Origin of the sequence: Corynebacterium sp. HMSC035E02 (assembly GCF_001836065.1) — a bacterium.
In the GTDB taxonomy this organism is placed as follows: Bacteria; Actinomycetota; Actinomycetes; order Mycobacteriales; family Mycobacteriaceae; genus Corynebacterium; species Corynebacterium hiratae.
On sequence record NZ_KV827338.1, the window covers coordinates 1 to 26,725 of the forward strand.

Below are 26,725 nucleotides of genomic sequence, written 5' to 3' on the forward strand. Positions count from 1 at the left end.
AAATCAACGCACTCTAAAACCGGAAGGGCCACTAAAACACAGAAAGTGGCCAACCTCCTGCTGGGGGTTGACCACTGATAAGGAAAGGTCACTTACTTCTCTTCAGGGGTATCGACCTTGACGAACTGAATTGCCTGCCCATCTTTGACCAGTGCGATGGTGGTGTCATCGATGGAATAGACCTGTGGCTTCTTCGGAACGATGACGTTGAAATCGTGAACATCGACCATCACGTCCGGCTCGCAAGCCTTCATAGTGGTTATGACGTCTTTGATCTCTAGGGCGCCGGTGTCCTCCGCGATAGAGTATGTACCGTTACCGAGGTTACAACCATCAGAAACTCCTACGGTTCCATCCGGTTGGAAGGAAAGCCCGATCTTATCGTTCTTCTTCGCAACGAAGCTGCCGTTGAGAACCTCCTTGGCTTGTTCTGCCGACAGTGGCTCCGTGAGGCCCTCCACGTCCTCTACCTTTTCAATCAGGCCAGAACCTTCCGGCGCTTCTGGGTTTTCGGGGTTTTCCGGAGCAGGCTTCGAGCTACCAAACAGTGTGGAGCTCAGCTGTGCCAGCTCACCGGAGCTGGAGCCGAAGGAGATTCCAGAAGAAGGCTCTGCTGCGGAGGCAACCCCGGTTCCGAGTGCCGTGCCAGCGAATGCGGCGAAGGTTGTGGCGATGGTTACTTTCTTGAATCTGAGTGACAACATGGCCCTGAAGCTATGCGGGATAGTTTCCTATGGCAATGTTTTTCATGCATCTCCTATGATGTTGACATGTTCTCCCAATGTCGCCGGAGGCCAGTTTTCCCCGCTTGCCACAGCCATGCTGGCAGCAGAAAACACCTGGTTGAACCACTAAAACCAGATTAAGAGGTGCGCTTGACGTAGCCCATCCGCGGCCGGAAGCCCTGCGGATGTTTCATCTGCGCCACAGCATCCCCGATGATCATACGGTGGCGGGCGCTGACGGACGTCGGCATCTGTGCCACCGAAAACCACTGCGCGGCCACGTTCTCCTCATCGGAGATCACCGGCTCCGCATCATCCGGGACGGAGACACGGATGGCGGTATCTATGAACATGCACTCATCACCGTTGGGGTAGACCACGGGGCCGACCTGGCCCACGCCGAGGAGCGCTTCGATGCGACCATCGAGGCCAATTTCCTCTTTGACCTCCCGCAGTGCGGTCGTCGTAATCTCCTCCCCCGGCTCACAGATACCGGAGATGGGAGCCCACGTGCCATTATCGGCACGCTGGGCAAGCAGCACTGAAGGCAGCTCCCAGATAGCGGAACCCGTGGGCACGGCCCGCACGATAACCGCGGTCACGCTGGGCAAAAAGAGCTGGTCGTGACCAATTTTCTCACGCAGGGACACAATAAAATCAGGAGTGGGCATGGGCACCATCTTAGCGCCTTAAACCTGATCCAGAATCTCCGGCAGAAGTTCCTCGATCTTGGAGGCAGGTGTAAACGACATCTGCGCTTCCGAACCATCCGCGCACCCCTCACTGCTGGCTGCCGCATCAGTGGTGCCCGAGAGAACCCCCACGATCACGTCCTCATAAGGGCTGCCCTGCGCGCCATACACCGGGGCTCCTGAATCGCCATGTGTGGAGCACACCTGGGCGCGCGCCGCGACGGTCTCCACCGTGCGGTCATCAAACTGGAGTTTGCCCTGCCCTTCACGGTGCGTCAGCGGGCCGCAGGTCTCACCGGTGATGCGGCCCAGCTTGCAGACGCTGTCAGGCAACATGTGTTCATCCGCCGCGACAACGGTGGTGGGCATGTCCCGCGGGACATAAAATTCAGCCTCCCTGGTGATCTCCACCAAAGCGAAATCCAGCTGGTGTGTTTCCGGCGCGCTGAGATCGGAGTAGATAATGGTGCCGACGGGCTCTGCCGGGTAGACAAATTCACCGTCGGCAGCGCCTGCCCACACGGTATCCCCCGGCTCACCGCAATGGGAAGCGGTGACGGCGATGGTGCGGGCATCGTCAAGCACGAAGCTCCACGCCACCGTGCACAGGTTGAAGTCAAAGGCTTCGCCGGGCACGGGCTGCGTGGTCGAAATATCCAACGCTGCGCCCGGTGGCACCGGGGAGGCATCCGGCGAATGCACCTGCGGCTCAGCTGGCGCCACGGTGGAGTAGACAGCTGAGCTGGAGGCTGCCTTCTGTACGGGTCCGGCTCCCATCGGCACGGTGCACCCGGCCAGCGCCAACCCCGCTGTGCTCAGTATCCCAAGGAGGCGCCGGCTAGTCTTCCGTCGCGGATGCAGCCTCACCCGAGTCCGCCTTATTCTCCTTATTTTCTTTCTCCATCTCAGCGACCTGCTTCATGTCGCGGATGAACTTCTCCGGATCAAACTCGGTGAAGTACTCCGGGCCCGAGAATTGTTCCTGTCCCATTGTCTTAAACCTCCGTGTTGCTGATGTACTGCGTGATGTAGTCCTTCACCGCCGCCGCATCATTGGGCAGATCCGTCACATGGCGCTCGGCGTCCAAGATGCCGGCGAAACGCTCCGGCACCTCCGGCTCGCTGCCGATGGCCTCCTTGATGGTCTCCGCAAACTTCACCGGCAGGGCGGTCTCTAGGCAGATGATGGGGGTGTCGACCCCATATTCTTCCTGTACCGCGCGGGCGACCTTGATGCCGTCCGCGGTGTGCGGATCCACCAGCACGCCGTAGCGCTCGTGGACATCCTTGATGGTGGCGAGGCGATCCGCGTGGGTGGAGGAACCGGACAGGAAACCGTACTCCGCGTGGGCGGCCTCAAGCGCCTGCTTATCGACGTTAAAGCCGCCTTCCTTCACCTTCGTCCCGAACAGCTCCTTGATCTGTGCGGCATCGCGGCCCAGCAGATCGAAGGCGAAGCGCTCGAAGTTCGACGCACGGGAAATATCCATCGACGGCGACGAGGTCTTGTGGGTTTGCTCCGAGGAGCGCGGACGGTAGCTGCCGGTGCGGAAGAACTCATCGAGCACGTCGTTTTCATTGGTTGCCACAATGAGGCGGTCGATGGGCAGCCCCATCTGGCGAGCGATGTGGCCGGCGCAGATATCGCCGAAGTTGCCGGTAGGCACGCTGAAGGAGACTTTTTCGGTGTTTTCCGTAGTGACCTTGAGGTAGCAGTTGATGTAGTAGACCACCTGCGCCATGAGGCGGGCCCAGTTAATGGAGTTGACCGCACCGATGCGGTTCTCGGCTTTGAAGTTGGCGTCGGCCGATACCGCCTTGACCACGTCCTGGCAATCATCAAACACACCATCCAGGGCGATGTTGCAGATATTCGGATCATCCAGCCCGAACATCTGGGCCTGCTGGAACGGCGTCATACGCCCGGCCGGGGTCAGCATGAAGACGCGGATACCCTTGCGCCCGCGCATCGCGTACTCCGCCGAGGAACCGGTGTCACCCGAGGTTGCACCCAGAATGTTGAGGGTTTCGCCGCGGCGGGCCAACTCGTATTCGAAGAGCTCGCCCAACATCTGCATGGCCATGTCCTTGAAGGCGGCCGTTGGCCCCTCAGAGAGGTGGCCAATGTAGAGGCCCTCCCCCAGTTCGCTAACGGGGACGATTTCCTCGTGGTCAAACTTGGGGTAGGTGTAGGCGCGCTGGGCAATTCCTTCGAGGTCTTCTGCGGGAATATCATCCACAAAAAGCTTGAGCACTTCCGCGGCCAAGGCCGCGTAGCCACCCTCCGCCAGCGTCTGGCGCCAGTTAGTCAGGGTGGCGTCATCGATGCGGGGGTAAGTTTCCGGCAGGTAGAGGCCGCCATCAGGGGCCAGACCTCCGAGGAGGATATCCGTAAAGGAGGCGGGCTGGCGGTCGGTATCGCGGGTCGAAATGTACTTCACCCCCTGCATCTTAGTTGGTGACGCGTAAAGTATCAGCCATGTCGGTTCCTCATCCTCGCAATGTAATTACCACTAAGGCTCTCTCCGTGTGGGTAGCTGCGGTGTTGGTCTACATCGTGGCAATTACCGGCCGCACATCTTTTGGCGTCGCGGGGCTTTAGGCCATTGATCGCTTCGAGGTCGATGCCTCGCGCATTGCTGTTTTCACCTCTGTACAACTGGGCATTTATTCACTGGCGCAGATCCCGACGGGCATGCTCATCGATAAGTTCGGCCCACGGCGCTTGCTCGTCATTGGCTCCATCATTATGGGTCTCGGCCAGGTACTTCTCGGTTTCACGAGTAATTATTGGGTAGCCATCGCCGCCCGCCTGCTCATCGGCGCGGGTGATGCCACCGCCTTCCTGTCGGTGATGCGCATCCTGCCTTACTGGTTCCCGCTGCACCGCACCCCCATGTTCACGCAGGTCACCTCCTCCCTGGGACAGCTGGGTCAGTTTATCTCTGCCCTACCTTTTGCCATGCTTCTGGGCTGGGGCGGATGGACCTTGGCCTTCGTTACCTTGGGCGCGGTGGGCATTCTCATCGCTGTCGCCGCCGCGGTGGCAGTTGCTGATTCCCCGGAAACGCTCGGAATCGTAAAGAAGCCGAAGGAAAAGCCGAACGCGCAGCCAGAGAGCATGGGCGCACTGCTCTCCCAGGTTTTCCGTTCGCCCGTGGCCTGGCAGGCATTCTTCATTCACTGGGTCGGTCTTGCCGCCACCAACGTGTTTGTCATGCTGTGGGGCATGCCCATGATGACGGCGGGCATGGGATTTTCCAAGACCAGCGCCGGTTGGGCCCTGACGTGGTTTACCGTGTGCATGGTGCTGGTAGGCCCCCTGCACGGCAGGTTATCGTCCAGGGCCAGAGGTTTCCGCCCCTGGCTCGCCTTAGGATTTGTGGCTGTGCATTGCACGGTGTGGGTCCTGTTCTTCCTCTTCGGCGGCAGCTACCTCTCACTGATCATCCTCATCAGCGTGGTGTCCTTGTGCACACCGGTGGCAAATTATGGATTCGACATTGTCCGCGAAAACCTCGACCGTAAGGTGGTCGCCACAGCAACGGGCCTGGGAAACATGGGCGGCTTCCTGGCCACAGTCATCGGCGCCCAGCTGGTCGGCGTAGTACTGGACCACTTGGGCAATGGGCCGGATTATCCGTTCTCTGATTTCCAGCTTGCCGCTTGGGCAGTCTTCGGTGTGTGGTGCATCGGCATAGCAGGTGTCCTCATCACGCACGTCCTGCGCAGCCGGGGCGAGGAGGACGGCCCGCACGCCAAAATCATCCAGGTGAGTTAGTACAAGGCTGGGCTACTGGAGGGACAGGGCGCTCAACGAAGCCTCAAGGGGCACCCCGTTGGCCACTTCGAAGACGCCCAGCCCGCCGCCGATGGGAACGAGGATGGCGATGCTCACTCCCACTGCGGTCCTGAGAAGCTCGCGCAGTTTTCGTCGTTTCTCCACTTCAACGCACCAACCTTTATCGTTTCGTTATCTGTGCGTGTGAGCTTAAGAGCCATGGCTGCAAGGCAAATCCTCGTTGACTGCGCATCTCCTGCCAGTCCCTGTGACTTCAGTGCCAGCGTTGCCAGCTGGGACTATTCAGCCGGGGTCGACTCCACGAAGATCGGCCCCTCCACCGGGGCGACGATGCCAGCGTCGAAGGCAGAGAGCGCCCCCTTGGCCTCTTCCTTCGTGATGGCGCCCGCCTCAACGGCCTTGTCCAGATCGGCTTCGAGGACCTGGCGGGACCTGTACCTATCCGACGCCACTGAAAGCAGGCCACGCGGGACCGATTCCGACGGGATCCCCAGCGCCTCCGCCAGGGCCACGATGCGGTCATTTTCGGTGGGGTCGAGGTGGACATTCACCGACTGATCCTGCGGCACGCCACCATTGACGACCTGCTCCACCGTCAGTGCTCCCTCCGGTACGTGATTCCTCTCCGTGACCCACCAGCCTGCGCCGACGACGGTGATGACGGCCGCCACCACGAGGACCCATACGGCGATGATCTGCTTGGACTTCACGGGCATAATTCTAGGCTTCCCTATAGCTCATCGGATTAATCCACGCTCGGCCCAAACGTCCCAAAGGAAGTCCCGTGCGGAGGGTGCGGTGGATCAAGGCGCTCAGAGAGGGCATCGATGATGGAACGGATGGTGGACTCCGCTGCGGAGCGGTCAAGGTTGGTGCGACGTGGCGTATCAGGTTTCGAAACGTCGGGGCGGACGCGAGGCTTGGCGACGTCCACGTGCATCACCGTCCCCTCCACGCTCAGCGCGGCTGCGGGATCACACCCAGCAGCGCGGGCCGCGGCAAGGAAGGCTTCAAGGTCCGCGAGGGTGGCATCGCTCAAGTCGAGGGATAGGTTGAGGCTCATAGTGTGCTCCTTAGAAGGCTGGGAAAGTAACTGCTGCCCAGGCTATCGGCTTAGCACCGGTATGAACAGGGCACGGAACCAAGATCAGGGATAGATCCGGGTAGGCTCAGGGCCCGGCTAAGGGGGTAGGACAGCTGCTTTTAGTCGTGCTCGAAGGATTCCGCCTCCCCCCAGAACACCTCGTCGACCACCTTGCGGGCGTGGCGGGTGATCTTGAGGTAATGGTCGAGAAAATCCTGGTTATGTTCGGGATCCCACCCTGCAGCGCCAGCCACCTGCGCCAGCTGCGGCCCCGGTGCCGGCAGCTGGTCCACGCGCTTGCCGCGAACCAATACCAAAGCGTTTCGGGCATCGGTGGCCAAGAGCCAGGCCTCCCGCAGCTCCTGTACCTGGTGCACGGGTATGACTTCATTGTCTTCGAGGGCATCGAGGACGCGCAGCGTGGACGGCTCATGCAGCGCCGGTACCTCGTGGGCATGCATCATTTGGAGCAGTTGGACGGTCCATTCGATATCCGTCAACCCACCGCGCCCCAGCTTGGTATGGGTATTGCGGTCCGCGCCGCGCGGTAGGCGCTCATTGTCAACGCGCGCCTTCATGCGACGAATGTCACGAATGGTCTTCTCGCTCACGCCCTTCGGCGGATAACGGAAAGCATCCACCATGGTGAGGAAACGCTGGCCAACGTCCTCATCACCCGCCACAAAGGCAGCGCGGAGCAGCGCTTGCATCTCCCACGGCTCGCCCCACTGTGAGTAGTAGCGCTCATAGGACTCAATGGAGCGCGCGACCGCTCCCGAGCGCCCCTCTGGCCGCAAACCTAGGTCAACGTCCAAGGGCGGATCGCCGGACGGTTTTGCCAGGCGGCGGCGCAGCTTCTCAATGATGCCGATGGCCCAGGGCAGCGCTTCCTCTTCGGGGTTGCCTGCAACTGGCTCCGCTACCACGATGACATCGGCATCCGAACCGAAACCTAGCTCCATGCCACCGAGCCGCCCCATGCCGATCACGGCGATGCGAGCCGGTGGTTCGTCATTGTCGTTCTCCAGCCGCCATGCCCTGACCTCGGCGCGGAGCGCTGCCTCCAACACCGCATTCCAGATGGTGGACAGCTCGTAACAGACTTGCTGAACCGGCAGGAATCCCAGAAGATCCGCTGCGGCAATTCGTGCCAACTCCGCGCGGCGAAGAGACCGCGCGACCGAGACGGCCTTGTCCGGATCCGCATGACGCTTGGTGGAATTGACCAAAGCAGAGGACACTTGCTCGGGTTTGGTTTCCAGAAGCTTGGGCCCCGCCGCGCCGTCGGAGAGCTGCTTGACGACGTCTGGCGCCCGAATGATGAGCTCCGACGTAAACGGCGAGGTGCCCAGGATTTTCATGAGGCGCTGGCCGACGACGCCTTCGTCGCGAAGCATGCGCAGGAACCAGGTACGGTCGTAGGCTGCTTCCGAAAGCTTGCGGTAGTTCAACAAGCCCATGTCTGGATCCGCGGTGTTCGAGAGCCACTCCATCAACGTGGGCAGCAAAATGGCCTGGATGCGAGCCTTGCGCGACTGGCCCGCGGCCAAAGAAGTCAGATGCTCGAAGGCTCTGTCCGGATGGCGATAGCCCAGCGCTGCCAGCTGCAGTAGGGCTGCCTCGCGCGACAGCTTGAGCTCGTCCGCCGACATCGATGCCACGGAATTGAGCAGCGGGCGATAGAACAAGCGCGAGTGGAGCTCAGAGATAAGCAGGCGAATCTTCCGGAGATGGATGTTCATCCGATCCGCCGCCGACTGGTGGCCCTGCGGGTGGAAACCCGAGTTGATGGCCAGCCACTCGAGCGCCGTGTTGTCATCCTTCGCCGGCAACGTATGTGTTCGGCGGAAACGCTCCAATTGGAGGCGGTGCTCCAGAAGACGAAGAAACTCGTAGGCCTCAATGAGCTGGGTGCCATCCTCGCGCCCTACGTACCCGGCGCGCACGAGTGCGGCGAGCGCATCGACCGTCGCGAGCGTGCGCAACGATTCATCCGAGCGACCGTGCACCAACTGGAGCAATTGGACTGCGAACTCTACATCGCGCAGACCGCCCTCCCCCAGTTTGAGCTCGCGAAGGCGCATCTCTTCCGGGACGTTCTCGAGCACGCGGCGGCGCATAGCCTGTACGTCTTCAACAAAGGACTCCCGTTGCGAGGCAGTCCACACCATGGGCCCGATCTGGCTCACATAATCCTTGCCTAGGGGTAGGTAGCCGGTCTGCGGTCGCGCCTTCAGTTGTGCCTGAAACTCCCAGGTCTCCGCCCACCGCTTGTAGTAGGCCACGTGCGAATCCAGAGTTCGGACGAGAGCGCCGGATTTTCCTTCCGGACGCAGGTTGGCGTCGACCTCGAAGAAGCAGGCCGAGCCGATTCGATTGAACTCCGATGCTAGGCGCGTAACCTTCGGCGTCGCCTCCGAGCCCACGAAGATAACGTCCACATCGGAGATATAGTTCAACTCCCCCGCGCCACACTTGCCCATCGCAATAACCGCCAGCTGTGCATCGAGGGGCTCGTCGCCATAGACCACACGGACCGCACCCGCGAGTGCGGCCGTCAAGGCGGCATCTGCGAGAGCCGTCGTCAGCCTGGTGACCTCTCGGAAACCTACTCGTGGTTGCGGCCGCGACTGCCCCTTGCGGGAGTGGAATGTACCGGCGAGGTCATGGGCCGCGATGCGCATCATCAGCGTCCGGTATGCCACCTTGAGCGATGCTTTGTGGTCACCAGGGGATGCGCGGTAGGTGCCGGGCGATGTCAGCTCGGGGTTCGCCGTGTCTGGGCGGTCTGGTTGCTCTGCGTACGTCGCCGGTTCCGCCCCCACCTCGCCCAATAGTGTGTTCAGCATTTCCGTTGGGGTAGGCAACGGGCGCTGCAGTTCTTGCCAGGTCTCCGGGTGGGCGGCGAGGTGATCACCGAACGCCGAGGATCCGCCCAATAGGGCGAGCAGCCGAACTCGAAGGGTTTCGTCTTCACGCATCGCCGGCCCAATCTCAGGCGCTCCCTCAAAGATCCTCATCAACGTGTTGAGGGCCATGTCGGGATCACCGGTTCCGGCCAGTGTCCACAGCAGCTCCAGGGATTCCGGACTATCCCACTCGAGACGGGAAAGATCCTCCGCAGCAGTTGGCCGGGTAAGGCCGAGAGTCGCCGGGGACGGTACTGACACAGGACGCATGCTTCTCCTAGAAGTTCAGGTTGTTGCGCAATTCGAATGCGGTGATCTGTTGCTGGTACTCATGCCACTCGTCCCACTTTGCGCGCAGGAAGTATTCAAAGACGTGCTCGCCAAGGACCTCTGCCATGAATTCGGAGCGTTCAAACTCTCGGAGTGCTTGGTCCAAGCTGCTGGGCAGGTCCTTGTACCCCATCGCCCGGCGCTCACGGCGGGTCAACTGATGGACATTGTCCTCGGCCGGATCACCGAGCTCATAGCCTTCCCTGATACCGCGCAATCCGGCGGCCAGCAGAACCGCATATCCCAGGTAGGGGTTCATCGCTGAATCTAGAGAGCGAATCTCTACCCGCCGCGACATTTCCTTGGACAGGCGGTAGGTCGGTACTCGGACGAGGGCCGAACGGTTAGACACGCCCCAGGTCACCGACCCCGGGGCTTCGCTGCCGAACATTAGGCGCTTGTAAGAGTTGGTCCACTGGTTGGTGATCGCCGTCATTTCCACTGCATGCTCAAGAATTCCGGCGATGAACTGCCGTCCCGTACTGGAGAGGGAAATCTCATCGTCGGGGTCGTGGAAGGCGTTGGAATCGCCTTCAAACAGGCTGAGGTGGGTATGCATTCCCGATCCCGAGCGGTCTTCGAAAGGCTTGGGCATGAATGTGGCATGCACGCCTTGCTGGGAAGCCACCTCCTTGATGAGGTAGCGGAACGTCATGATGTGGTCTGCCATGGACAGCACATCGGCATGGCGCAAGTCGATTTCCTGCTGCCCGGGTGAGGTTTCATGGTGGCTGAATTCCGTAGCGATGCCCATGGATTCCAGTGCATACATCGACCGGCGGCGAAAACTCGGGGCGTTATCGTGGGTGGCTTGGTCGAAGTAACCGCCGTTGTCGGTGGCAATGAGGTTGTTGATATCGCGCGCATCCTCAAGGAGATAAAACTCGATCTCCGGTGAGGCCTTACACGTGAACCCTTCATTGGCCGCCTCTGTGACCTGCCGGCGCAGGATATGGCGTGGATCCACCAGGGAAGGGTGCCCATCGGGCTGGGTGATGTCGCAGAACATGCGCGCTGACAACAGCTCTGGCTCTTCCTTATCGAAGGGCATGATTTGGAACGTTGAGGGATCCGGCATGGCGATAGTATCGGCCTCTGAGATACGGGAGAATCCCTCCACCGAGGAGCCATCGAAGCCAACACCTTCCTCGAAGGCAGATTCCAATTCGGAGGGGCTCATCACCACAGATTTCAACGCCCCCAGGATGTCAGTGAACCAGAGGCGAATGAAGCGGATATCGCGTTCTTCAACTGTACGAAGGACGAATTCGTGTTGGCTGTTCATGTTTTAAACCCTACCGCCGCGCACCGAAGCCGCGGCTGGGCGTTTGCTCTTTTGCCCCCGCAGCGTCACCTATCGGCCCAGTTGGCAAGAGTAACTCGGGGGCAAATTTTTTCGACCTTCCAAACCCTTGTCGCTGTCACATGCTTGAATGGCCCCATATCCAAACTGATGTACGAACAAAGATAGGAATGTGATTTCCATGAACACCAACCACGCAACACTGAGCAAGCAAGGACTCGACCTCATTATCCGAGCGGCCCAGCGAGGATGGTCTCCTAAGGATCTTCTTCACGTCGTGGGCAACTTTTGCCACCCACTCATTTATCGTGCCGCCGGCCACGTGCCCGCACAGATTAGTTCCACTGCGTTGCGCAAAGAGTGGTTGAGCCTCACTCCGCCTGCTTCGATGACCATGTCCACCGATGAACTGACGCGACTCATCGAAGCAACCATGTTGCTTCCCTTACTTCGTGACGTTGACGTGCTCGTGCCTGAGAGAAATAGCTCCCAGTCAGCGCATGGCAGCAAGGAGGATAAAATCCGCACCAAAATCTCCCACCTTCTGCGGAAGGCCGAATCCACTCCCTACGAGGAAGAAGCCAGTGCACTCATTGCCAAGGCACAAAGCCTGCGGCAACGACACCGGATCGATGGTGCTCTCGACGCTTCGCCCAGCTCCGTAGTTTCCACGCGCCTTCATATCAGTGCTCCCTATATCAAGCACAAGACCACACTTCTTAGCGTCATCGCGGATCGCAATGGATGCACTGTGCTGCAACTTCACCCCAAAGGGATCATCACAGTCTTCGGCGCTAAAGAGGACGTCCACCATGTCACCGACCTCTTCGCTTCACTTCTTCGGCAGTGTGAGTGGCACATGCACCACGGAGAACACGCGAAAAGCGCACGCCAAGACGGCAATGTTGCAGCTTTTCGCCGAAGCTTCATTTTGTCTTATGCCACCCGAATCGGTCAGCTCTTAGATGAGGCAAACACCACGCTGGGGCCACAAAGTACAGACGCGACGGCTTCCACAGCACGCAATCCGGGGGTTGGGCATGATGCAGTAGTCGTTGCCCACCACTCTTTATCAACGGTGGAAGATCGTCGGCGTAGCGCAGAAGCGGTAGTAGATCAGCTCTTTCCCAACGCCCGCACCATATCTTTAGCTATGGGGAGCCGAGCAGGCGTGTCCGCCGGGGCCTCCGCTGCGGAAAGGTCTCATTTAAGTGGTGATTCCTCAGGGCTGGCAGGACGTGCCCAACTCATTCGTTAGGGCGGGCTCAAAGGCTGGCACAAGTGCTCTAATGACTAGGTAAACTAGATGGAAGTGTAGAGGTTTTGTGCCTCCTCTTTAAATTTTCGCTCCCCGACGAAGGTGTGTACATGTCTCCGAAGACGTTCCTTGAAATCGAAGCCAAGTTCGCCGTGGATGAAGCCACGCCAGCGCCCGATCTCACCAACCTCGACGAGGTTGCCCGAGTAGCAGAAACCCGCCACCAATCATTGTCGGCGATCTATTACGACACGGAGGACCTTCGCCTTACCCACGCCAAGATCACGCTGCGCCGTCGCACCGGTGGAAATGATGACGGTTGGCACATCAAGATCCCCGGTGCCGAAGTCCGCACCGAAATTCGTGCCGAACTCGGCGAACCAATTGATGGCAAGTACGAGGTTCCCGCCGAGCTTCTCCACCAGGTTCGCTCAGTGATCCGCAATCATCCGCTGGAGCCCATTGCACAGGTCGACAACAACCGCACCGAATTGCTCCTTGTCAACGCCGATGACCAGCCGGTCGCTGAGTTCTGTGATGACCATGTCACCGCCTTCTCCTTTCTTCCGGGTGGCTCCCAGAGCACCTGGCGTGAGTGGGAAGTCGAGCTCGCTGGGGAGCTCCCCGGCACCAAGGAAGGCGGCGCTCTACTGCGGCACGCCACTTCCCTACTGATTAGCTCTGGGGCTCGGGTTTCTTCCTCGCCGTCCAAGTTGAAGTCGGCATTGGGTGAATCCGTCAACAATGTCGAGCTTCCCCCGTCACTTGCCACGTCCAACGTGGAGCCGGGCTCGCCCGCGGCAGCGGTTGTGGACGCATTGAAAGCCAACCGGGACAAGCTCGTCGAATATGATCCACGGGTTCGCCGCGATGAGTGGGATTCGGTTCACCAAATGCGCGTTGCTACCCGTGAACTGCGCAGCCACCTGCAGACCTTCCACGGCATTGTGGTGGGCCCCGAAATCGAGCGCATTGAGTCAGATCTGAAGGAACTTGCGGCCATGTTGGGCGTCGCCCGCGACGCCGAGGTCGTGGAGGAACGTTGGCAGAACCTCCTCGCGTCCGAGGATTCCGACGTCCTCGATGAAGCCACCCGCGAACACATTGCTCACGACATGGGCCGCGCCTACCGCCGCGCGCATCGCCGAGTCATCGCCGCGCTCGATTCCGATCAATACTTGGCTCTGCTCGATGCATTGGATGCCTTCCTCTCCGACCCGCCGGTTGCCGGTGAGGACACGCCCGCTGACGCCGACAGCACCTCTGCCAGCGACGAGGCGGAAGACTCTTCGGTCGATGATTCGGCGTCCGCTGACTCCACTGAAGAACAAGAGTCAGCAAAGGTCTACGAGCCGAAGCACGCCAAGCCTGATGAGGACGAAGAGCCCCACGATCTTGATACGGTGATGGCCCTGCACCTCAAGCAGGCTTATGACAAGCTGGTCAAGCGCCACAAGAAGGCAGTCTCCAACTGGGATAATACCGAGCTGACGCTACATGAACGTGAAGAGTACTTCCACGATATGCGCAAGGCAGCAAAGAAACTGCGCTATGCGGCGGAGGCAGCTGGTTCCGCAACCTCGTTGAAGACGAAGAGCCTCTACAAGGCTTGCAAGCAGATGCAGTCAGTCTTGGGAGACTTCCAGGATTCGGTGACCTCTCGCGACAAGCTGCTCGAACTGGCAGAGACCGCGCGCCGCCGAGGCGAGGACACCTTTGGCTATGGTCTGCTCTACCAGCGTGAGCGCGCCATCGGTTTGGAAGCGCTCAACGCCTACTCGGAGAGCTTCAAGGCCATCAAGTCTGCGTTCAAGCCGCTGCGCAAGAAGCTGCGTTAATTCCTCCCCGCTGGGCGCGCTGCAGCGCCCGACAGGTGGAACAAACTTTTCAACGGCCCACTCCGTCGCGTTTCTCGCGAGGGGGTGGGCCGTTGGCTTTGAGCTACCGTCGCTCAATGGGGCGTCCTGCAGGAGTCCTGCAGGACTTTAGTAATCGTCTTCAGCAGCGTCCTCGGCATCAGCCGCAGCAGTGCGGGCTTGCGCGATTTCGATGGCGCGCTCGGCTTCCTCGCGGGAATCATAGGGGCCCATGCGGTTCTCCCAACCAGACACCTTGCCCTGGGTCACCTCACCGGTGGACGGGTCGTAGAACCACTTGTTATCAGCCTCGGCCATTGTTTTCTCCATTCTTTTAGGCGCTCGATCAGTGCACCCCACACTACAGACCGCCCATCGACTACGCCCGTTAGAATAGATAGGTCACCTACCTCCTGCCCCGTTTACAGGCAGGATCTCGCCACCAGCAAAGGAGAACCTTCCCGATGCCCCTGTGGACTGCCCCTTCGACCCCGGCCGTCGACCGCGTTCGCGCCGCGCACAGCGACAACATCGGCGCCGAGCCGGCGCATGTCGCCAGTGCCCCAGCCACCTGGGCACTCATCGGCGAGCACATCGACCACTACGGCGGCATCACCATCATGGGCCTGGCTGATCTCCGCGCAGCGGTAGCTGTAAGCCCTCGCAGCGATGGCATCGTCAACGTTCGGCTCGAGCACACCAACGGCGAGACCCTTGAGGACCAGATTTCGCTGGAGAAAGTCTCCTCCCTCGCCGCGGAACAGCAGCCCGGCGTCGATTCCGAAGGCCAGCCCATCGAGCCCCCAGCGCCCGAGGGCGCCATCGCAGCGCGCCTCGGCGGCATCATCTACACCATGATCAACCGCCAGCTCCTCACCCGCGAGACCGCCGGCGCCGACATCACCGTGGTCAACGATATCCCAGATTCGACCGGGCTCGGAGCCGCCGCAGCCATTGATATCGCGACCGCTTTGGCCTTGCTCGGCGGCGCGGACGATCCCCACGATGCTCCTCTTCGCGCCCGGATCGCAGAGGTATGCTCCCAAGCTGTCGGCACCTTTGCCCGCTTCCCTGCGCTGCGGGCCCGCCACTCCGCCGCACTGCGTGGCGCGGGTGACTCCATCACCATCATCGACTACGCTGACGGTTCCGTCACCCAGGCACCGCACGTGGTCAACAAGGACATCGCAGCTTTTGCCCTCGCCGTCCCCGGTGACTTCGATTCCGCTGAGGCTGTTGCCGAAATCCGCGCTCGCGAGCGTTTCATTGACGCCGCCTGCCGCGCCTTCGGCACTGCATCGCTGCGCCTCCTGCCGGATGCGCCCCAGCGTGTCCTCGAGTGGCTCGCCGCCGTCCACAAGGTGCACGGCCCCGAAAACCAGCCCACCATCGACCAAGCCACAGCATGGCTGACTTTCTACTCGGAAGAAACCGAGCGAGCCGAGGGAATTGCCCGCGCCTTGCGCTCACGCCGCGGCACCGAGCTCTTCCCACTGCTTACCCAATCGCAGTCAGCCTTGGCCACGGTCTATGGCTTCAACTCTGCGGAAAAACTCGCACAACTGGCCACCGCCCGCGGCGCCGTCGCGGCGCGCTCCGCCCACGCCGGGACATCAACCGCGGTTATTGCCTACGTCCCAAGCACCAAGGCCCCGAACTTCGCGGCCGACCTCGCCGAGGACGGCCTGCTTGTCGTCCCCCTATCGGCCGGTGCCCCCGCCATTACCGAGGACTAGTCCGCCGGCCACGCAAAGAGCACGTCGCGCTCGGCAACATCGGCCCTCACCAGCGAGACGGTGGTCTCACTGCCGGTGGGTGGTTGCCCCACGGCCATTCCAATCACCGGCGGATCCAGCACGACGAGGCGCGCTTTCTCGCGCTTTTCTCCGCCGTCGACAACCACGGCCTCAAAGTTGGTTCCTACCCACGGCTCCAAAACCGTAGCCTCCGTAAGGTTGAGACACGCCTTATCCACTTGGGAAGCCAGCTGCGAAGTCGAACGCATCGTGGAAATGACATCCCCGGCGCGCTCGCGTACCCACTCCGGCACCTCATAGCCACCGCTCAGCGCCAAGCACACCTCCGTGGCAAAGCGGTCGATGAGGCGGCGCAGCGGGGCGGTTACGTGTGCATAGTATCCGCCGATCCCCGCATGCACATCCGCGTCACCGTCCTCCAGCCACACATAGTCTGCCCCGCGCAAAAGGCGCTGGGCCTCGCGCATCACCGCCATGCCACGCGGTGAATCCGCGTCCACGGAATGGAGGAATTCCGAAATGCTGCTCTCCCCCAACTCAAAGCCCAGAGCCTCAGCCTCGGTGCGAAACGTTGCCTCAGCTTCCGGCGTGGCCGCGGACAGCGTGCGCAGGAACCCCACTCCGTGTTCTTCCATGAGGCGTCCGGCGCACATGCCGGTAAGCAGTGAGATTTCGGAGTTATAGTCCATCACCTCATAGCGCGGCTCCATCACCAGCTCGTAGTGCCCCTTCTCCGCATCATTCGTCTCAGATACGCGCTGCGAGGGAAGGCGCAGGTTGATCGCCTCGCGGCGCAGCGAGGAAGCCTGGCGCAGCTTGCCTACCTCCGGCAGTAAGGCGATAGAGGAATGCAGAGTGCCATTCTCCAAGTCCGCATGGGTCTGGTCGTAATCCAGCCGGGCGCGGCTGCGCACGAGTGCGCGCTCCACCGAGAAGTCCTCCACCTCACCCGCAGTGTCGAGGTCGAAGGTCCAGAGGACGGCGGGGCGGTCGACGTCGGCAAGCAGCGAGGCCCTATCCTCGGAGAGCTCCGCCGGGTGCAGACGGGCTGGCTCATCGGGCAGGTAAATGGTTTGCCCGCGCGTGAGGGATTCGGTCTCCAGCTCGGAGCCCGGTTCGATGAAAGCGGCGACATCGGCAATGGCGTACAGCACGCGGTAGCCGCCATCGCGGGCTTCGATGAAGACTGCCTGGTCCAGATCCATGGATCCGGCCGGATCAATAGTCACCAGCGGGATGTCGCGGGCATCGCGGCGCTGCTCAGCGTAGCGGTCCTGCGCTGACGCGGCCTGCTCGGTGACTTCTCCTGGGAAGTCGGTGGGAACCGAGAATTCCTCGGCGATGGGGCGAAAGTCCAGGGGCGCGGCATACAACTTCATGCCGCCCCATTGTTCCAAAAAATAAAAGTATGGGCACGAATGAGCCAACCTATAAGCCGGATTCTGTGCCGCGCACCAAGGCGCGGTGGTAAACATCCATCCAGGCCAACCGTTGCCAGTTGGCTCAAGCAGCTACCTTCAGGCTTCGACGAGCAGCCTACTAACGCCTGATCGGGCCCGCTTTGCAGCGGGCCGTGATGCCTTGCTCCCAGTGGGGTTTACCCAGCCACCGCCATCGCTGACGGTGCTGGTGCGCTCTTACCGCACCCTTTCACCCTTACCGCTTACCCCACGCCGCGCCGGAGCGAAGCGTAGGGCGCGGCGGTCTACTTTCTGTTGCACTTTCCCGCGGGTCACCCCGGGTTGCTGTTAGCAACCACCGTGCTCTGTGGAGTCCGGACTTTCCTCGGCCCGCGCCTAGCCCCAGGAAGAGGCCGGTTCGACGGAACGCGTTTACCCGGTCGGCTCATTCGCGCCTGTTAGTTTATCGCAGCGCGCCCAGATGCCCCACATCGTTAAATCGGTGCAGGGTGCTACCGCCATCGAAGAATTCAACCTCACTCACAGAAGCCAGCTCTAAGAAGAGGTGGTTGGGGGTCTGCGGGCCGGAATCGAGGGCCTGCCGCACGAAGGACTTGATGGGGTTGACGTGGGAGACCACGAGCACGGTGTGCCCCGCATAGCGCTGCTGCAGCTCGCGGCGCGCGGCGCTGACTCGGCGGTGTACGGCGCGCAGGGACTCCCCGCCCGGGCAGGCTACAGACGTATCCTTCAGCCAGCGCGCGTGGAGCTCGGGGTCGGCGGCGTCGGCCTCGGCAAAGGTCTTGCCTTCCCAGCGCCCAAAGTCCACCTCGATGAGGTCCTCGACGGTCTCTACACGCAGGTCACGGCCCTCCACCACGGCCGCGGCTGTTTGCTGGCAGCGGCGCAACGGCGAGCACACCACGGCATCGATGTGGGTATCGGCCAGCGCTTGAGCGGCGGCGAGCGCTTGCTTCTTGCCCAACTCAGTCAACTCGGGGTTCGCGCGCCCGGAGTACTGCTTGGCCGCAGACATCGCCGTCTGGCCGTGGCGCAGCAGGATGAAGCGGGTGGCCGGGCCACACTCGGGGCGCCAGTCGGCCGCGGTTGAGGACGCCGTGCTTGGCGACGTCTCCCCTGCCTCCCCACTGCCCGCAGCATCGAAAGCAGCGTCCGCTTCAGTGGCGTCGCCGGCACCCATGTCGAGGATGCCCACGGGCTCGCCCTTCGCGGCGGCGTCCATGGCGACGTTGGAAAGCTCATCGGCCACCGAGTTCTTGGCGCGCGGAACCCACTCGAGGCTGAAGCGCGGAATCTGGTTGAGCAGGCGGCGTGCCTCGATGGCGAGCTTCTGCATGTCCGGGTGCTTGATCTTCCAGCGCCCGTTCATCTGCTCCACCACGAGCTTGGAGTCCATATAGAACTCCACCTCATCTGCCCCCAGTTCCACGGCGGCCTCGAGGCCGCGCAGCAGACCGTGGTATTCGGCCACGTTATTGGTGGACTTCTGGCCTACGACGTAGGCGATTTCCCTGAGCAGCTGCGAGCGGTCCTCGTTATAGACTGCGGTGCCGGAACCGGCTATCCCGGGGTTGCCGCGGGAGCCGCCGTCAGCGAAGATGACGAGCTTCATGAGGCCGGGCGTACCAGGTAGGAGCCGCAATCAGAGCACTGCGGGACCTCGTCGGCCGCAGCGTTGCGCACCGCGTTCTGCTCGGCCGGCGGCAGAATGATGAAGCACCCGCCGCAGCCGCGCCCGGTGAAGGCAGCGGCACCCACACCGTTTTCTTCGCGCACGGTCTCGTACTCTTCCAAGACATCCGCGGGCAGCTGCTCGCGCAGCTCGCCGATGCGCACCTGCGGATCCGGCCGGTTCGCCGCGGCCTCCTGGGCGGCCTCGGCCGCGCGCTTGAGTACTTCGAGCTTGCGCTCCGAATCGGAGACCTTCGCGCCGTGGACATCCAGGTTGGCGCGCAAAGCATGGATTTCGTTGTGGGCTTCCTGCAGTTCGCTCATGAGATCCGCGATGCGGGACTTAGCCGCATAGAGATCGTGTTCCAGGTCCTTGCGGGTCTCCGGGTCGGTCGCGGCGCCGAGCTGGGCCTTATCGTCGCGCTCGCGCTGGCGCAGCTTGCGCTCGTCGGCCTGGATGCGCAGGATCTCCATCTCCATGTCATCGACGGCGAGCTGGGCGGAGCCGGAGGCGTCGATAAGCCTGGCGTGTGCAGCCTGCGCCTTCTCGTATTCCTCTTGCTCCGGGATGGTGGAGGTTCCACCGTGCGCCTGGGAGCGCTCGAGGGTCGCCAGCTCCAGCAAGATGCTCTGCAGATCCTGTGACAGTTTCATTTAGTTCTCCTTATGCGCAGAAATCGTCCATGGGTCGGTGCGGACATCGATGATCTCGGTGTTCACGCGCAATGCGGTTTCCACAATATCGCGTGCCTGGGTGGTCCAGGGAAATTCGCTGGCCCAGTGAGCGGTATCGACCACGGCTGGGCCCTCCGGCTCCGCCAAGTGCGCGGCGCGCAGGTGCTCATCCACCGGGTGGTGGCGCAGATCGGAGGTGACGTAGACGTCCACGCCGAGCGCTGCTGCTTGGTCCAGGAAGGAGTCACCCGAGCCACTGGAGACGGCCACGCGCTTCACCACGCGCTCCGGATCACCGGCCGCACGCACTCCCCACTCGGTTTCTGGGAGGGCATCGGCCACGCGCTGGGTGAATTCGCGCAGCGTCATTGGTTGCTCAAGCTCACCCACGCGCCCCAGGCCCAGCGCCTCGTCGAGGTTCTCATAGGGCTCGACAGGGACGATGGGGCGGCCGGGCGTGATGCCGACGAGTTCGGCCAGCTTGTCGTTGACACCCGGGCGCGCTTTATCCGCGTTGGTGTGCGCGGCCAGGAGGGCCACACCGTTGCGGATAAGAGTGTGAATGACCTTGCCCTTCGGGGTATCCGCCGCCACCGAGGTCACCCCGCGAAGCAGCAGCGGGTGATGCACCACGAGCATCTGCGCGCCGAGCTCCACGGCCTTATCTGCCACCTCCTGGGTGCAGTCCAACGCGAAGGCCACGGTGCGCACCTCGTCCGCGGGGTCACCGCACACCAGGCCGACTGCATCCCACGACTCAGCGAGCTGCGGCGGGTAGGCCCCGTGGATAACGCGGCGAATCTCGCCGACGGTCGTGTGTTCTGCCATCTTGTTTGCTCCTTATACGGCTTCAGGTTTCACGTCAGTCGCGTCGCTGCTATATCCTAGCTTTCGTTCGTCAGCGCACCCCTCTAGCTTAAGGAGCCTTTGCATGACGCCTCCGGAGAACGACAACCAGCTCCACATCGTCTTCGTGTGCACGGGCAATATTTGCCGCTCACCAATGGCGGAAGTCATTACCCGTGATGCCATGGAGACCGACATGCTCGATCTCCTCGCCCGCGTGGACTCCTGCGGCCTCGGCGGCTGGCACGTGGGCCAGGGCGCTGATGAGCGCGCTGTGGCTGAGCTGCGCCGCGGCGGGCACGATGGCGCTGGCCACCAGGCCGCCCAGCTGGGTCCGGAGCACATGGACGCGGACCTGTTCGTGGCCATGGATACCGGCCACCGCGATGCCCTTATCGAGCGCGGCATCCCGAAGGACAAGGTGCGCCTCATGCGCAGTTTCGACCCGAATTCTCCGGAGGACGCCATCGTGGAGGATCCGTTCTACGGCACGGAGGAGGACTTCGCCCGTACCCGCGAAGAGATCGACGCCGCCGTTCCAGGTCTGCTCGAGTGGATTAAGACGAACCACGGCTAGATAATCTTTTGCGGCTACTAGACTGATCATCATGCTCAAGACATTCCTCAAGCCTGGGTGGGTGCTCTTTCTCATCTTCATCGTCGCCTTTTCCTATTTGTCTTTCACGGTGCTCGCACCGTGGCAGCTGAATAAAGACGACCAGATTGTGGAGCGCAACCACCTCATTGAGGAGGCCTACGACGCCGACCCCCAGCCGGTCACCGAGGTCTTTTCCACCGATGGCTCCCTGCGCAAGGAGTGGGAACGCGCGGAGCTGACCGGCCACTACCTTCCGGAGGATGAGGTGCTCTTGCGCCTGCGCCCGGTGGAGTCCGCTCCGGGCTTCCAGTCGCTGGTTCCCTTTGAGACCGACTCCGGCGAGACTTTCCTGGTCAACCGCGGCTGGGTACCCACGGATGAGGGCAATTCCGTCCCCCGCATCGATCCGGCCCCCTCGGAGAGGGTGACCATCGTGGGCATGGCGCGCTACAACGAGCGCGAGCACACCTCCGCCCCCATTGAGGAGCAGGGCTACACACAGGTCTACTCCATCAACACGGAGCAGATCGCAGAGCTTGTCGACGTCCCCCTCGCCCACGACTACCTCCAACTCTCCCCCGATCAGCCAGGTGAGCTGCATGCGCTGCCGGTGCCAAAGCTGGACCGCGGCAACCACCTGTCCTATGGCTACCAGTGGATTGCCTTCGGCGTGATGGCGCCGCTGGGCTTTGCTTACTTCGTGTGGTCTGAGATTCGGGAGCGCCGCCGCGCCCGTGAGGAAGAGGCCCTGATGGCTGAGGCCACTGCCGCAGCTATTGGCACCGGCGCCGGCTCCCCCGATCCGGCCCCGGGCGATACGGACCCCGATGCCCAAGCCTCTGCCCAGACCGAGACTTCCGACGAGCACCCCGACGCTACGGCGCCTTCTACCCCAGCATCGACGCCCGCGGCTACCGCCCAGCCTTCCCGCCGCTCCCGCTCGCGCTATGGCTCCGCCAAGCCGGACTTCTACGAGAAGATCCGCGAGCGTGGCCAGGAGCGCTTCTAGCCTCGGCCCCCAAAGGGGACGATGATGAACGCGATTGCGTGGACGCGAGAAGCGACCGAAACCGAGATTGCCGACAGTATTCTTGAAGCCGCTGGCTGCACCGCTGAGAACTGCGTTCCCAACTGGGACGAAGACATGGGCCTGACCCCGGAAAGTAGACGCGTCGGGGGTTAGGCCCGATCGGCACTCCCCACTAGAGCAAAAAGCATCTTTCGCCCAAGCTCAAAGGCTTCCTTCTCATTCACGCCCGACGCTGCTAAATATGGGTCAATGCGGATACCGATGCACCTTCCTGTGCTCGAACCAGGCCCAAATCAAAGAAGCCAAGAACAACAGTGGCGTAACCCATGCCAGACGATGCCACCAATGTGCTCCAAAGTATGATTCATCAGCACTTAATCCTGCTAGATAATTGATTACAAGCGTTGCGATGAACAGCACTACAACGACAGTAACGCTCCACCAGTAGGCTGTGCTTTTCTGTTTACGCATCAATGTCATCTTCAGCTTGCACTGAAAATGTCGAACTCAGCGCGAACAACGCCGTAGCGCTCACGCACGCCAGCCCTTTTTTGAACATGATGACCCCTTTTCCAGATTTCCAAGATGCCCGGCTCATCACCGGCTTACCTCAAACCTATGACTAATGAAAAATGCAGTCAATAACCATTTGTCAACAATGATTATTCATCTGCATAAACACTGGTCATGCTTTTGTGGCCTAAGTCATTTTCGTAAGTATTAGTTCCACTTGTACATGGAGCACCGTTACGCATCCGTTCATTCGTAGAGGGGAGCGAATATCGGATTGGGGCGAGTGGTGCCCTTTTGAGGTATACCCCAACCGAACACTCCACGGGCCTTGCCGGCCAAATCATCGGCTACGCCCGCATCAGCACTACCGACCAAACCCCGAACGCCAACACACCCAACTCAAAGCAGACGGAGCAGTCCGCATCTACACCGACCACCAAAGCAGCCTTCACCCTAGGGCACCCGCGGGCGCCCTCCGAGCACGACGAAACCCCTCTCCGACTTAACGGAAAGGGGTTTCATTTGGTGCGGCCTGAGGGGATCGAACCCCCGACCTACTGGGTGTAAACCAGTTGCTCTTCCAGCTGAGCTAAAGCCGCAGTGCACTTGGTGTGCTCGAACAAGATTAGCCCATGGGCAGCCGCAGCAACAAATCGGGGTGCGATTCTCCGCTGCGAATGCCGCGTGAGCAGGTATATCCTGCGATTATTTCTTAAGGCTTCTTGGTGTAGCCGCGGGCCACGAGACAGGACCCCTGCCACTCGCCGAGGCGCTCGGCCTTGGTCTGCACCAGACCGGCCAATTGTGCAGATTCGGAGATCTCGCCTGGCTCCAAGTTGCCTGGCTTTCCAGCTCCTGGGGTCAGCAGCCAGATGCGGCCGGAATCGCCCAAGGGACGGGTGGCATCCACCAGCCCATCGACCAAGTCGCCGTCCTCCGCGCGCCACCACAGCAGCACGAGGTCGCACAACTCGTCGGTCTCCTCCTCGAGGAAGTCCTCCCCCAACACGTCCTCGATGGACTCAGAAATCGTGGAGTCACAGTCTTCGTCCCAACCAAGTTCTAGGGCAATCTGGCCCTCCTCGACGCCGAGCTTGGCTGCAAATCCCGACACTCGCTGAGTTCCTTCCGATGAAGTAGTTGATGTCATGCAGAGTATTTTAACGTCTACGGTGCACTTTTTCGCGTCAAGCCTCCCCCGTTCGGCCCCGGAGGTGGACATTTTCCCCCATAAAACCACCCGTGGGGGCCTCCGAATGCCCCACCGTGAAAGGGGCGCGTATCCTAGAGCAAGATCTGTGTACTACGACCCAGGAGGATTTAATGGCCGACTTGGACGCCCACAACGGCGACTCCAACTTTCCCATCGTTCGCGATGGCGTGGCAGCATACCTGCATGACTCCGACCCCGAGGAGACCCGCGAGTGGATGGACTCCCTCGACGGTCTTCTAGATTCTTCCGATCCGGAGCGCGCCCGCTACCTCATGCTGCGCCTTCTTGAGCGCGCTACCGCCAAGCGCGTGCCGTTGCCGTCGCTGACGTCCTCGGATTTTGTTAACACCATCCCTACCTCCCTGGAGCCGGAGTTCCCGGGCGATGAGGAATTGGAGAAGCGCTACCGCCGCTGGATCCGCTGGAACGCGGCCATCATGGTGCACCGCGCACAGCGCCCGGGCATCGGCGTCGGTGGCCACATCTCCACCTACGCAGGCGCTGCCCCGCTGTATGAGGTGGGCCTGAACCACTTCTTCAAGGGCAAGGATGATCCCTCCGGCGGCGACCAGGTCTTCTTCCAGGGCCACGCCTCCCCGGGTGTCTACGCCCGCGCCTTCATGGAGGGCCGCCTGAGCGAGGAAGACCTCGATGGCTTCCGCCAGGAGCACTCCCGCGGCGAGGGCAATGGTCTGCCGTCCTACCCGCACCCACGCCTGATGCCAGACTTCTGGGAGTTCCCCACCGTGTCCATGGGCCTGGGCCCCATCAACGCCATCTACCAGGCACGCTTCAATAAGTACCTGGAGACCCGCGGCATCAAGGACACCTCCAAGCAGCATGTCTGGGCCTTCCTCGGCGACGGCGAGATGGATGAGCCGGAGTCCCGTGGTCTGCTGCAGATGGCTTCCCTCTATGAGCTGGATAACCTGACCTTCGTGGTGAACTGTAACCTGCAGCGTCTCGACGGCCCGGTACGCGGTAACACCCAGATCATTCAGGAGCTGGAGTCCTTCTTCCGCGGTGCCGGCTGGTCCGTCATCAAGATTGTCTGGGGCCGCGGCTGGGACAAGCTGCTGGAAGCTGACAAGGACGGCGCCCTGGTCAACATCATGAACACCACGTCTGATGGTGACTACCAGACCTTCAAGGCTAACGACGGCGCCTACGTGCGTGAGCACTTCTTCGGCCGCGATGAGCGCACGCTCAAGCTGGTGGAGGACATGTCCGATGATGAGATTTGGGCACTGCGCCGCGGTGGCCACGACTACCGCAAGATCTACGCCGCATACGACAAGGCGTTGAGCTACGCGGGCACCGGCCGCCCGACGGTCATCCTGGCCCACACCATTAAGGGCTACGGCTTGGGCCACAACTTCGAGGGCCGCAACGCTACCCACCAGATGAAGAAGCTGACGCTGGAGGATCTGAAGCTCTTCCGCGACAAGCAGGGCATCCCGATCAGCGACGAGCAGCTCGAAGCAGATCCATACCTGCCGCCGTACTACCACCCGGGCAAGGACGCCCCGGAGATCAAGTACATGCTGGAGCGTCGTAAAGAGCTGGGCGGCTTCCTGCCGGAGCGCCGTGAGAACTTCGAGACGCTGACCACCCCGGATCTGTCCAAGCTGCGCTCGGTCCGCAAGGGTTCCGGCAAGCAGGACGTCGCCACCACCATGGCGCTGGTGCGTACCTTCAAGGAGCTCATGCGCGACAAGGAGCTGGGCAAGCGCGTCGTGCCGATCATTCCGGATGAGGCCCGCACCTTCGGTATGGACTCTTGGTTCCCGACTCTCAAGATCTGGAACCCGCGTGGCCAGAACTACGTTCCGGTGGACCACGACCTCATGCTCTCCTACCGCGAGGCCACGGATGGTCAGATTCTGCACGAGGGTATTTCTGAGGCAGGCGCAGCCGCCTCCTTCACCGCGGCTGCTACCTCCTACGCCACCCAGGGCGAGGCGATGATTCCGCTGTACATCTTCTACTCGATGTTCGGTTTCCAGCGCACCGGCGATGCCTTCTGGGCTGCTGCCGACCAGCTGGGCCGCGGCTTCATCATCGGTGCGACCGCCGGCCGCACCACCCTGACCGGTGAGGGCCTGCAGCACATGGACGGCCACTCCCCGATCTTGGCGTCGACCAACCCGGCCGTGGAGGTCTACGACCCGGCCTTCGGCTACGAGATCGCTCACCTGGTTCCGCGCGGTATTGAGCGCATGTACGGCGAGGACAACGAGCCGATCATGTACTACATCACCGTGTACAACGAGCCAGTCAAGCAGCCTGCTGAGCCGGAGAACCTCGACGTCGAGGGCCTCCACAAGGGCATCTACCACTACAACACCGCCGAGTCCGGCTCCATCCCGGCCAACATCCTGGCCTCCGGTGTGGGCATGTACGAGGCCCTGCGCGCCCAGGAGATCCTGGCTGAGGACTTCGATGTCAAGGCTTCGCTGTTCTCCGTCACCTCGTGGGTCAACCTGGCTCGCGACGGCGCTGCCCGTAACCAGGAGGCACTGCGCAAGGGTGTTGAGCCGACCGAGGCATTCGCCACCTCCCAGCTCAAGGGCTTCGAGGGACCGTTCGTCGGTGTCTCCGACTTCGCTACGGACCTGCAGGAGCAGATTCGCCCCTACGTCCCGGGCGACTACATCGTCCTGGGCGCAGATGGCTTCGGATTCTCCGATACCCGCGAAGGCGCTCGCCGCTACTTCAACATCGACGCCGAGTCCATCGTCGTCGCCGTTCTCGAGGGCCTGGCCCGCGAGGGCAAGGTGGAGCGCAGCACCGTGGAGAAGGCAGCTCGTGAGCTGAAGCTCGACGACCCGACCGCCACCATCTCCACCTCCTCCGACGAGGATTAAGGCTGATGAGGATTAAGGCTTAGGGCTTAACAGCCCCAAGCCCTCCGGCCCCTTCTGCCCCATTGTGGGTAGGAGGGGCATTCTTTTTGCCTAAACCCAGGGCGGCCAGCTGTCGTTGTTGCCAAAGTTCGAGCCAGATCTTGCATCAGAGGCTCTAACTTTGGCAGAACGGGCA

24 protein-coding genes, 1 tRNA gene and 1 other RNA gene are annotated in these 26,725 nt (G+C 61.5%); 8 read left to right on the plus strand and 18 right to left on the minus strand.

The window, feature by feature from the left end; genetic code table 11:
- Window positions 1-92 precede the first annotated feature (92 nt).
- The 5 genes from HMPREF2635_RS06395 to thrC form a co-directional block, all read right to left on the minus strand.
- On the minus strand, window positions 93-704 hold the full coding sequence (locus HMPREF2635_RS06395) for an META domain-containing protein (protein ID WP_049154543.1): 612 nt from the start codon (window positions 702-704) through the stop codon (window positions 93-95).
- Window positions 705-862: 158 nt separating this feature from the next.
- Complete coding sequence (locus HMPREF2635_RS06400; protein ID WP_070510043.1) at window positions 863-1,396, minus strand: NUDIX hydrolase; 534 nt, start codon at window positions 1,394-1,396, stop codon at window positions 863-865.
- A gap of 18 nt (window positions 1,397-1,414) precedes the next feature.
- The gene (locus tag HMPREF2635_RS06405) at window positions 1,415-2,194 is read right to left on the minus strand and encodes a trypsin-like serine protease (RefSeq protein WP_232751596.1); all 780 of its coding nucleotides are present in this window, start codon (window positions 2,192-2,194) and stop codon (window positions 1,415-1,417) included.
- 61 nt (window positions 2,195-2,255) lie between these two features.
- On the minus strand, window positions 2,256-2,408 hold the full coding sequence (locus HMPREF2635_RS13405; RefSeq protein ID WP_168162647.1) for a hypothetical protein: 153 nt from the start codon (window positions 2,406-2,408) through the stop codon (window positions 2,256-2,258).
- A gap of 4 nt (window positions 2,409-2,412) precedes the next feature.
- The gene (gene thrC, locus HMPREF2635_RS06410; protein ID WP_070509996.1) at window positions 2,413-3,858 is read right to left on the minus strand and encodes a threonine synthase; all 1,446 of its coding nucleotides are present in this window, start codon (window positions 3,856-3,858) and stop codon (window positions 2,413-2,415) included.
- 38 nt (window positions 3,859-3,896) lie between these two features.
- Here thrC and HMPREF2635_RS13770 point away from each other — a divergent pair, with 38 nt between their 5' ends.
- The gene (locus tag HMPREF2635_RS13770; protein WP_256381243.1) at window positions 3,897-4,019 is read left to right on the plus strand and encodes a hypothetical protein; all 123 of its coding nucleotides are present in this window, start codon (window positions 3,897-3,899) and stop codon (window positions 4,017-4,019) included.
- Between the two features lie 3 nt (window positions 4,020-4,022).
- The gene (locus HMPREF2635_RS06415; protein WP_256381244.1) at window positions 4,023-5,198 is read left to right on the plus strand and encodes an MFS transporter; all 1,176 of its coding nucleotides are present in this window, start codon (window positions 4,023-4,025) and stop codon (window positions 5,196-5,198) included.
- Between the two features lie 12 nt (window positions 5,199-5,210).
- On the opposite strand, the gene HMPREF2635_RS13410 is transcribed toward HMPREF2635_RS06415, so the two are convergent.
- The 5 genes from HMPREF2635_RS13410 to HMPREF2635_RS06435 all read right to left on the minus strand — a co-directional run bounded on the left by HMPREF2635_RS13410 (window position 5,211) and on the right by HMPREF2635_RS06435 (window position 10,827).
- Window positions 5,211-5,363 carry a hypothetical protein gene (locus HMPREF2635_RS13410; RefSeq protein ID WP_158395987.1) on the minus strand — a complete coding sequence of 51 codons (153 nt, stop codon included), beginning with the start codon at window positions 5,361-5,363 and terminating at the stop codon, window positions 5,211-5,213.
- Window positions 5,364-5,497: 134 nt separating this feature from the next.
- A complete protein-coding gene (locus HMPREF2635_RS06420; protein ID WP_070510004.1) occupies window positions 5,498-5,935 on the minus strand; it encodes a hypothetical protein in 438 nt (145 codons plus the stop codon).
- 29 nt (window positions 5,936-5,964) lie between these two features.
- Window positions 5,965-6,282: a hypothetical protein gene (locus tag HMPREF2635_RS06425; protein ID WP_070510008.1), complete on the minus strand. Its 318-nt coding sequence runs from the start codon at window positions 6,280-6,282 to the stop codon at window positions 5,965-5,967.
- Window positions 6,283-6,422: 140 nt separating this feature from the next.
- Window positions 6,423-9,482 carry a bifunctional [glutamine synthetase] adenylyltransferase/[glutamine synthetase]-adenylyl-L-tyrosine phosphorylase gene (locus HMPREF2635_RS06430; protein ID WP_070510011.1) on the minus strand — a complete coding sequence of 1,020 codons (3,060 nt, stop codon included), beginning with the start codon at window positions 9,480-9,482 and terminating at the stop codon, window positions 6,423-6,425.
- Window positions 9,483-9,489: 7 nt separating this feature from the next.
- Window positions 9,490-10,827 (minus strand): glutamine synthetase family protein, encoded by a 1,338-nt coding sequence (locus HMPREF2635_RS06435; protein ID WP_046647739.1) that lies wholly within the window; start codon window positions 10,825-10,827, stop codon window positions 9,490-9,492.
- A gap of 199 nt (window positions 10,828-11,026) precedes the next feature.
- On the opposite strand from HMPREF2635_RS06435, the gene HMPREF2635_RS12965 reads away from it, so the two are divergent.
- Together HMPREF2635_RS12965 and HMPREF2635_RS06445 are read left to right on the plus strand one after the other, a co-directional pair.
- Window positions 11,027-12,103 carry a DUF2786 domain-containing protein gene (locus HMPREF2635_RS12965; protein WP_083306658.1) on the plus strand — a complete coding sequence of 359 codons (1,077 nt, stop codon included), beginning with the start codon at window positions 11,027-11,029 and terminating at the stop codon, window positions 12,101-12,103.
- 110 nt (window positions 12,104-12,213) lie between these two features.
- Window positions 12,214-13,941, plus strand: coding sequence for a CYTH and CHAD domain-containing protein (locus HMPREF2635_RS06445; RefSeq protein WP_070510018.1), 1,728 nt, complete (start codon window positions 12,214-12,216; stop codon window positions 13,939-13,941).
- Window positions 13,942-14,088: 147 nt separating this feature from the next.
- On the opposite strand, the gene HMPREF2635_RS06450 is transcribed toward HMPREF2635_RS06445, so the two are convergent.
- Window positions 14,089-14,277 carry a hypothetical protein gene (locus tag HMPREF2635_RS06450; protein ID WP_046647736.1) on the minus strand — a complete coding sequence of 63 codons (189 nt, stop codon included), beginning with the start codon at window positions 14,275-14,277 and terminating at the stop codon, window positions 14,089-14,091.
- Window positions 14,278-14,423: 146 nt separating this feature from the next.
- Between HMPREF2635_RS06450 and HMPREF2635_RS06455 the strand changes: the two genes are divergently transcribed.
- Window positions 14,424-15,695: a galactokinase family protein gene (locus tag HMPREF2635_RS06455; protein WP_070510021.1), complete on the plus strand. Its 1,272-nt coding sequence runs from the start codon at window positions 14,424-14,426 to the stop codon at window positions 15,693-15,695.
- Here the strand turns inward: HMPREF2635_RS06455 and HMPREF2635_RS06460 are convergent.
- From HMPREF2635_RS06460 to HMPREF2635_RS06480, 5 genes are all read right to left on the minus strand, one after another.
- A complete protein-coding gene (locus HMPREF2635_RS06460; RefSeq protein ID WP_070821433.1) occupies window positions 15,692-17,095 on the minus strand; it encodes an RNB domain-containing ribonuclease in 1,404 nt (467 codons plus the stop codon). The two genes, HMPREF2635_RS06455 and HMPREF2635_RS06460, sit on opposite strands and share 4 nt — an antisense overlap.
- A gap of 36 nt (window positions 17,096-17,131) precedes the next feature.
- Window positions 17,132-17,564: RNase P RNA component class A (rnpB, locus tag HMPREF2635_RS06465), an RNA gene on the minus strand.
- Window positions 17,565-17,579: 15 nt separating this feature from the next.
- Complete coding sequence (locus HMPREF2635_RS06470) at window positions 17,580-18,749, minus strand: bifunctional RNase H/acid phosphatase (protein WP_070821434.1); 1,170 nt, start codon at window positions 18,747-18,749, stop codon at window positions 17,580-17,582.
- Entirely contained in the window at window positions 18,746-19,462 is a 717-nt protein-coding gene (locus HMPREF2635_RS06475) for a zinc ribbon domain-containing protein (RefSeq protein WP_070821435.1), read from the minus strand. Before HMPREF2635_RS06475 ends, HMPREF2635_RS06470 begins: the two co-directional genes overlap by 4 nt.
- Complete coding sequence (locus tag HMPREF2635_RS06480; RefSeq protein WP_070821436.1) at window positions 19,463-20,311, minus strand: Nif3-like dinuclear metal center hexameric protein; 849 nt, start codon at window positions 20,309-20,311, stop codon at window positions 19,463-19,465.
- A gap of 103 nt (window positions 20,312-20,414) precedes the next feature.
- On the opposite strand from HMPREF2635_RS06480, the gene HMPREF2635_RS06485 reads away from it, so the two are divergent.
- Together HMPREF2635_RS06485 and HMPREF2635_RS06490 are read left to right on the plus strand one after the other, a co-directional pair.
- The gene (locus HMPREF2635_RS06485; protein ID WP_070545512.1) at window positions 20,415-20,906 is read left to right on the plus strand and encodes a low molecular weight protein-tyrosine-phosphatase; all 492 of its coding nucleotides are present in this window, start codon (window positions 20,415-20,417) and stop codon (window positions 20,904-20,906) included.
- Window positions 20,907-20,937: 31 nt separating this feature from the next.
- Window positions 20,938-21,936 (plus strand): SURF1 family cytochrome oxidase biogenesis protein, encoded by a 999-nt coding sequence (locus HMPREF2635_RS06490; protein WP_070821437.1) that lies wholly within the window; start codon window positions 20,938-20,940, stop codon window positions 21,934-21,936.
- A 1,057-nt stretch (window positions 21,937-22,993) separates the two neighbouring features.
- Here HMPREF2635_RS06490 and HMPREF2635_RS06495 read toward each other — a convergent pair.
- Together HMPREF2635_RS06495 and HMPREF2635_RS06500 are read right to left on the minus strand one after the other, a co-directional pair.
- Window positions 22,994-23,069: transfer RNA gene (locus tag HMPREF2635_RS06495), tRNA-Val, on the minus strand.
- Window positions 23,070-23,182: 113 nt separating this feature from the next.
- Entirely contained in the window at window positions 23,183-23,620 is a 438-nt protein-coding gene (locus HMPREF2635_RS06500; RefSeq protein ID WP_070821438.1) for a DUF3052 domain-containing protein, read from the minus strand.
- A gap of 173 nt (window positions 23,621-23,793) precedes the next feature.
- On the opposite strand from HMPREF2635_RS06500, the gene aceE reads away from it, so the two are divergent.
- The gene (aceE, locus tag HMPREF2635_RS06505) at window positions 23,794-26,550 is read left to right on the plus strand and encodes a pyruvate dehydrogenase (acetyl-transferring), homodimeric type (protein ID WP_049156849.1); all 2,757 of its coding nucleotides are present in this window, start codon (window positions 23,794-23,796) and stop codon (window positions 26,548-26,550) included.
- Window positions 26,551-26,725 lie beyond the last annotated feature (175 nt).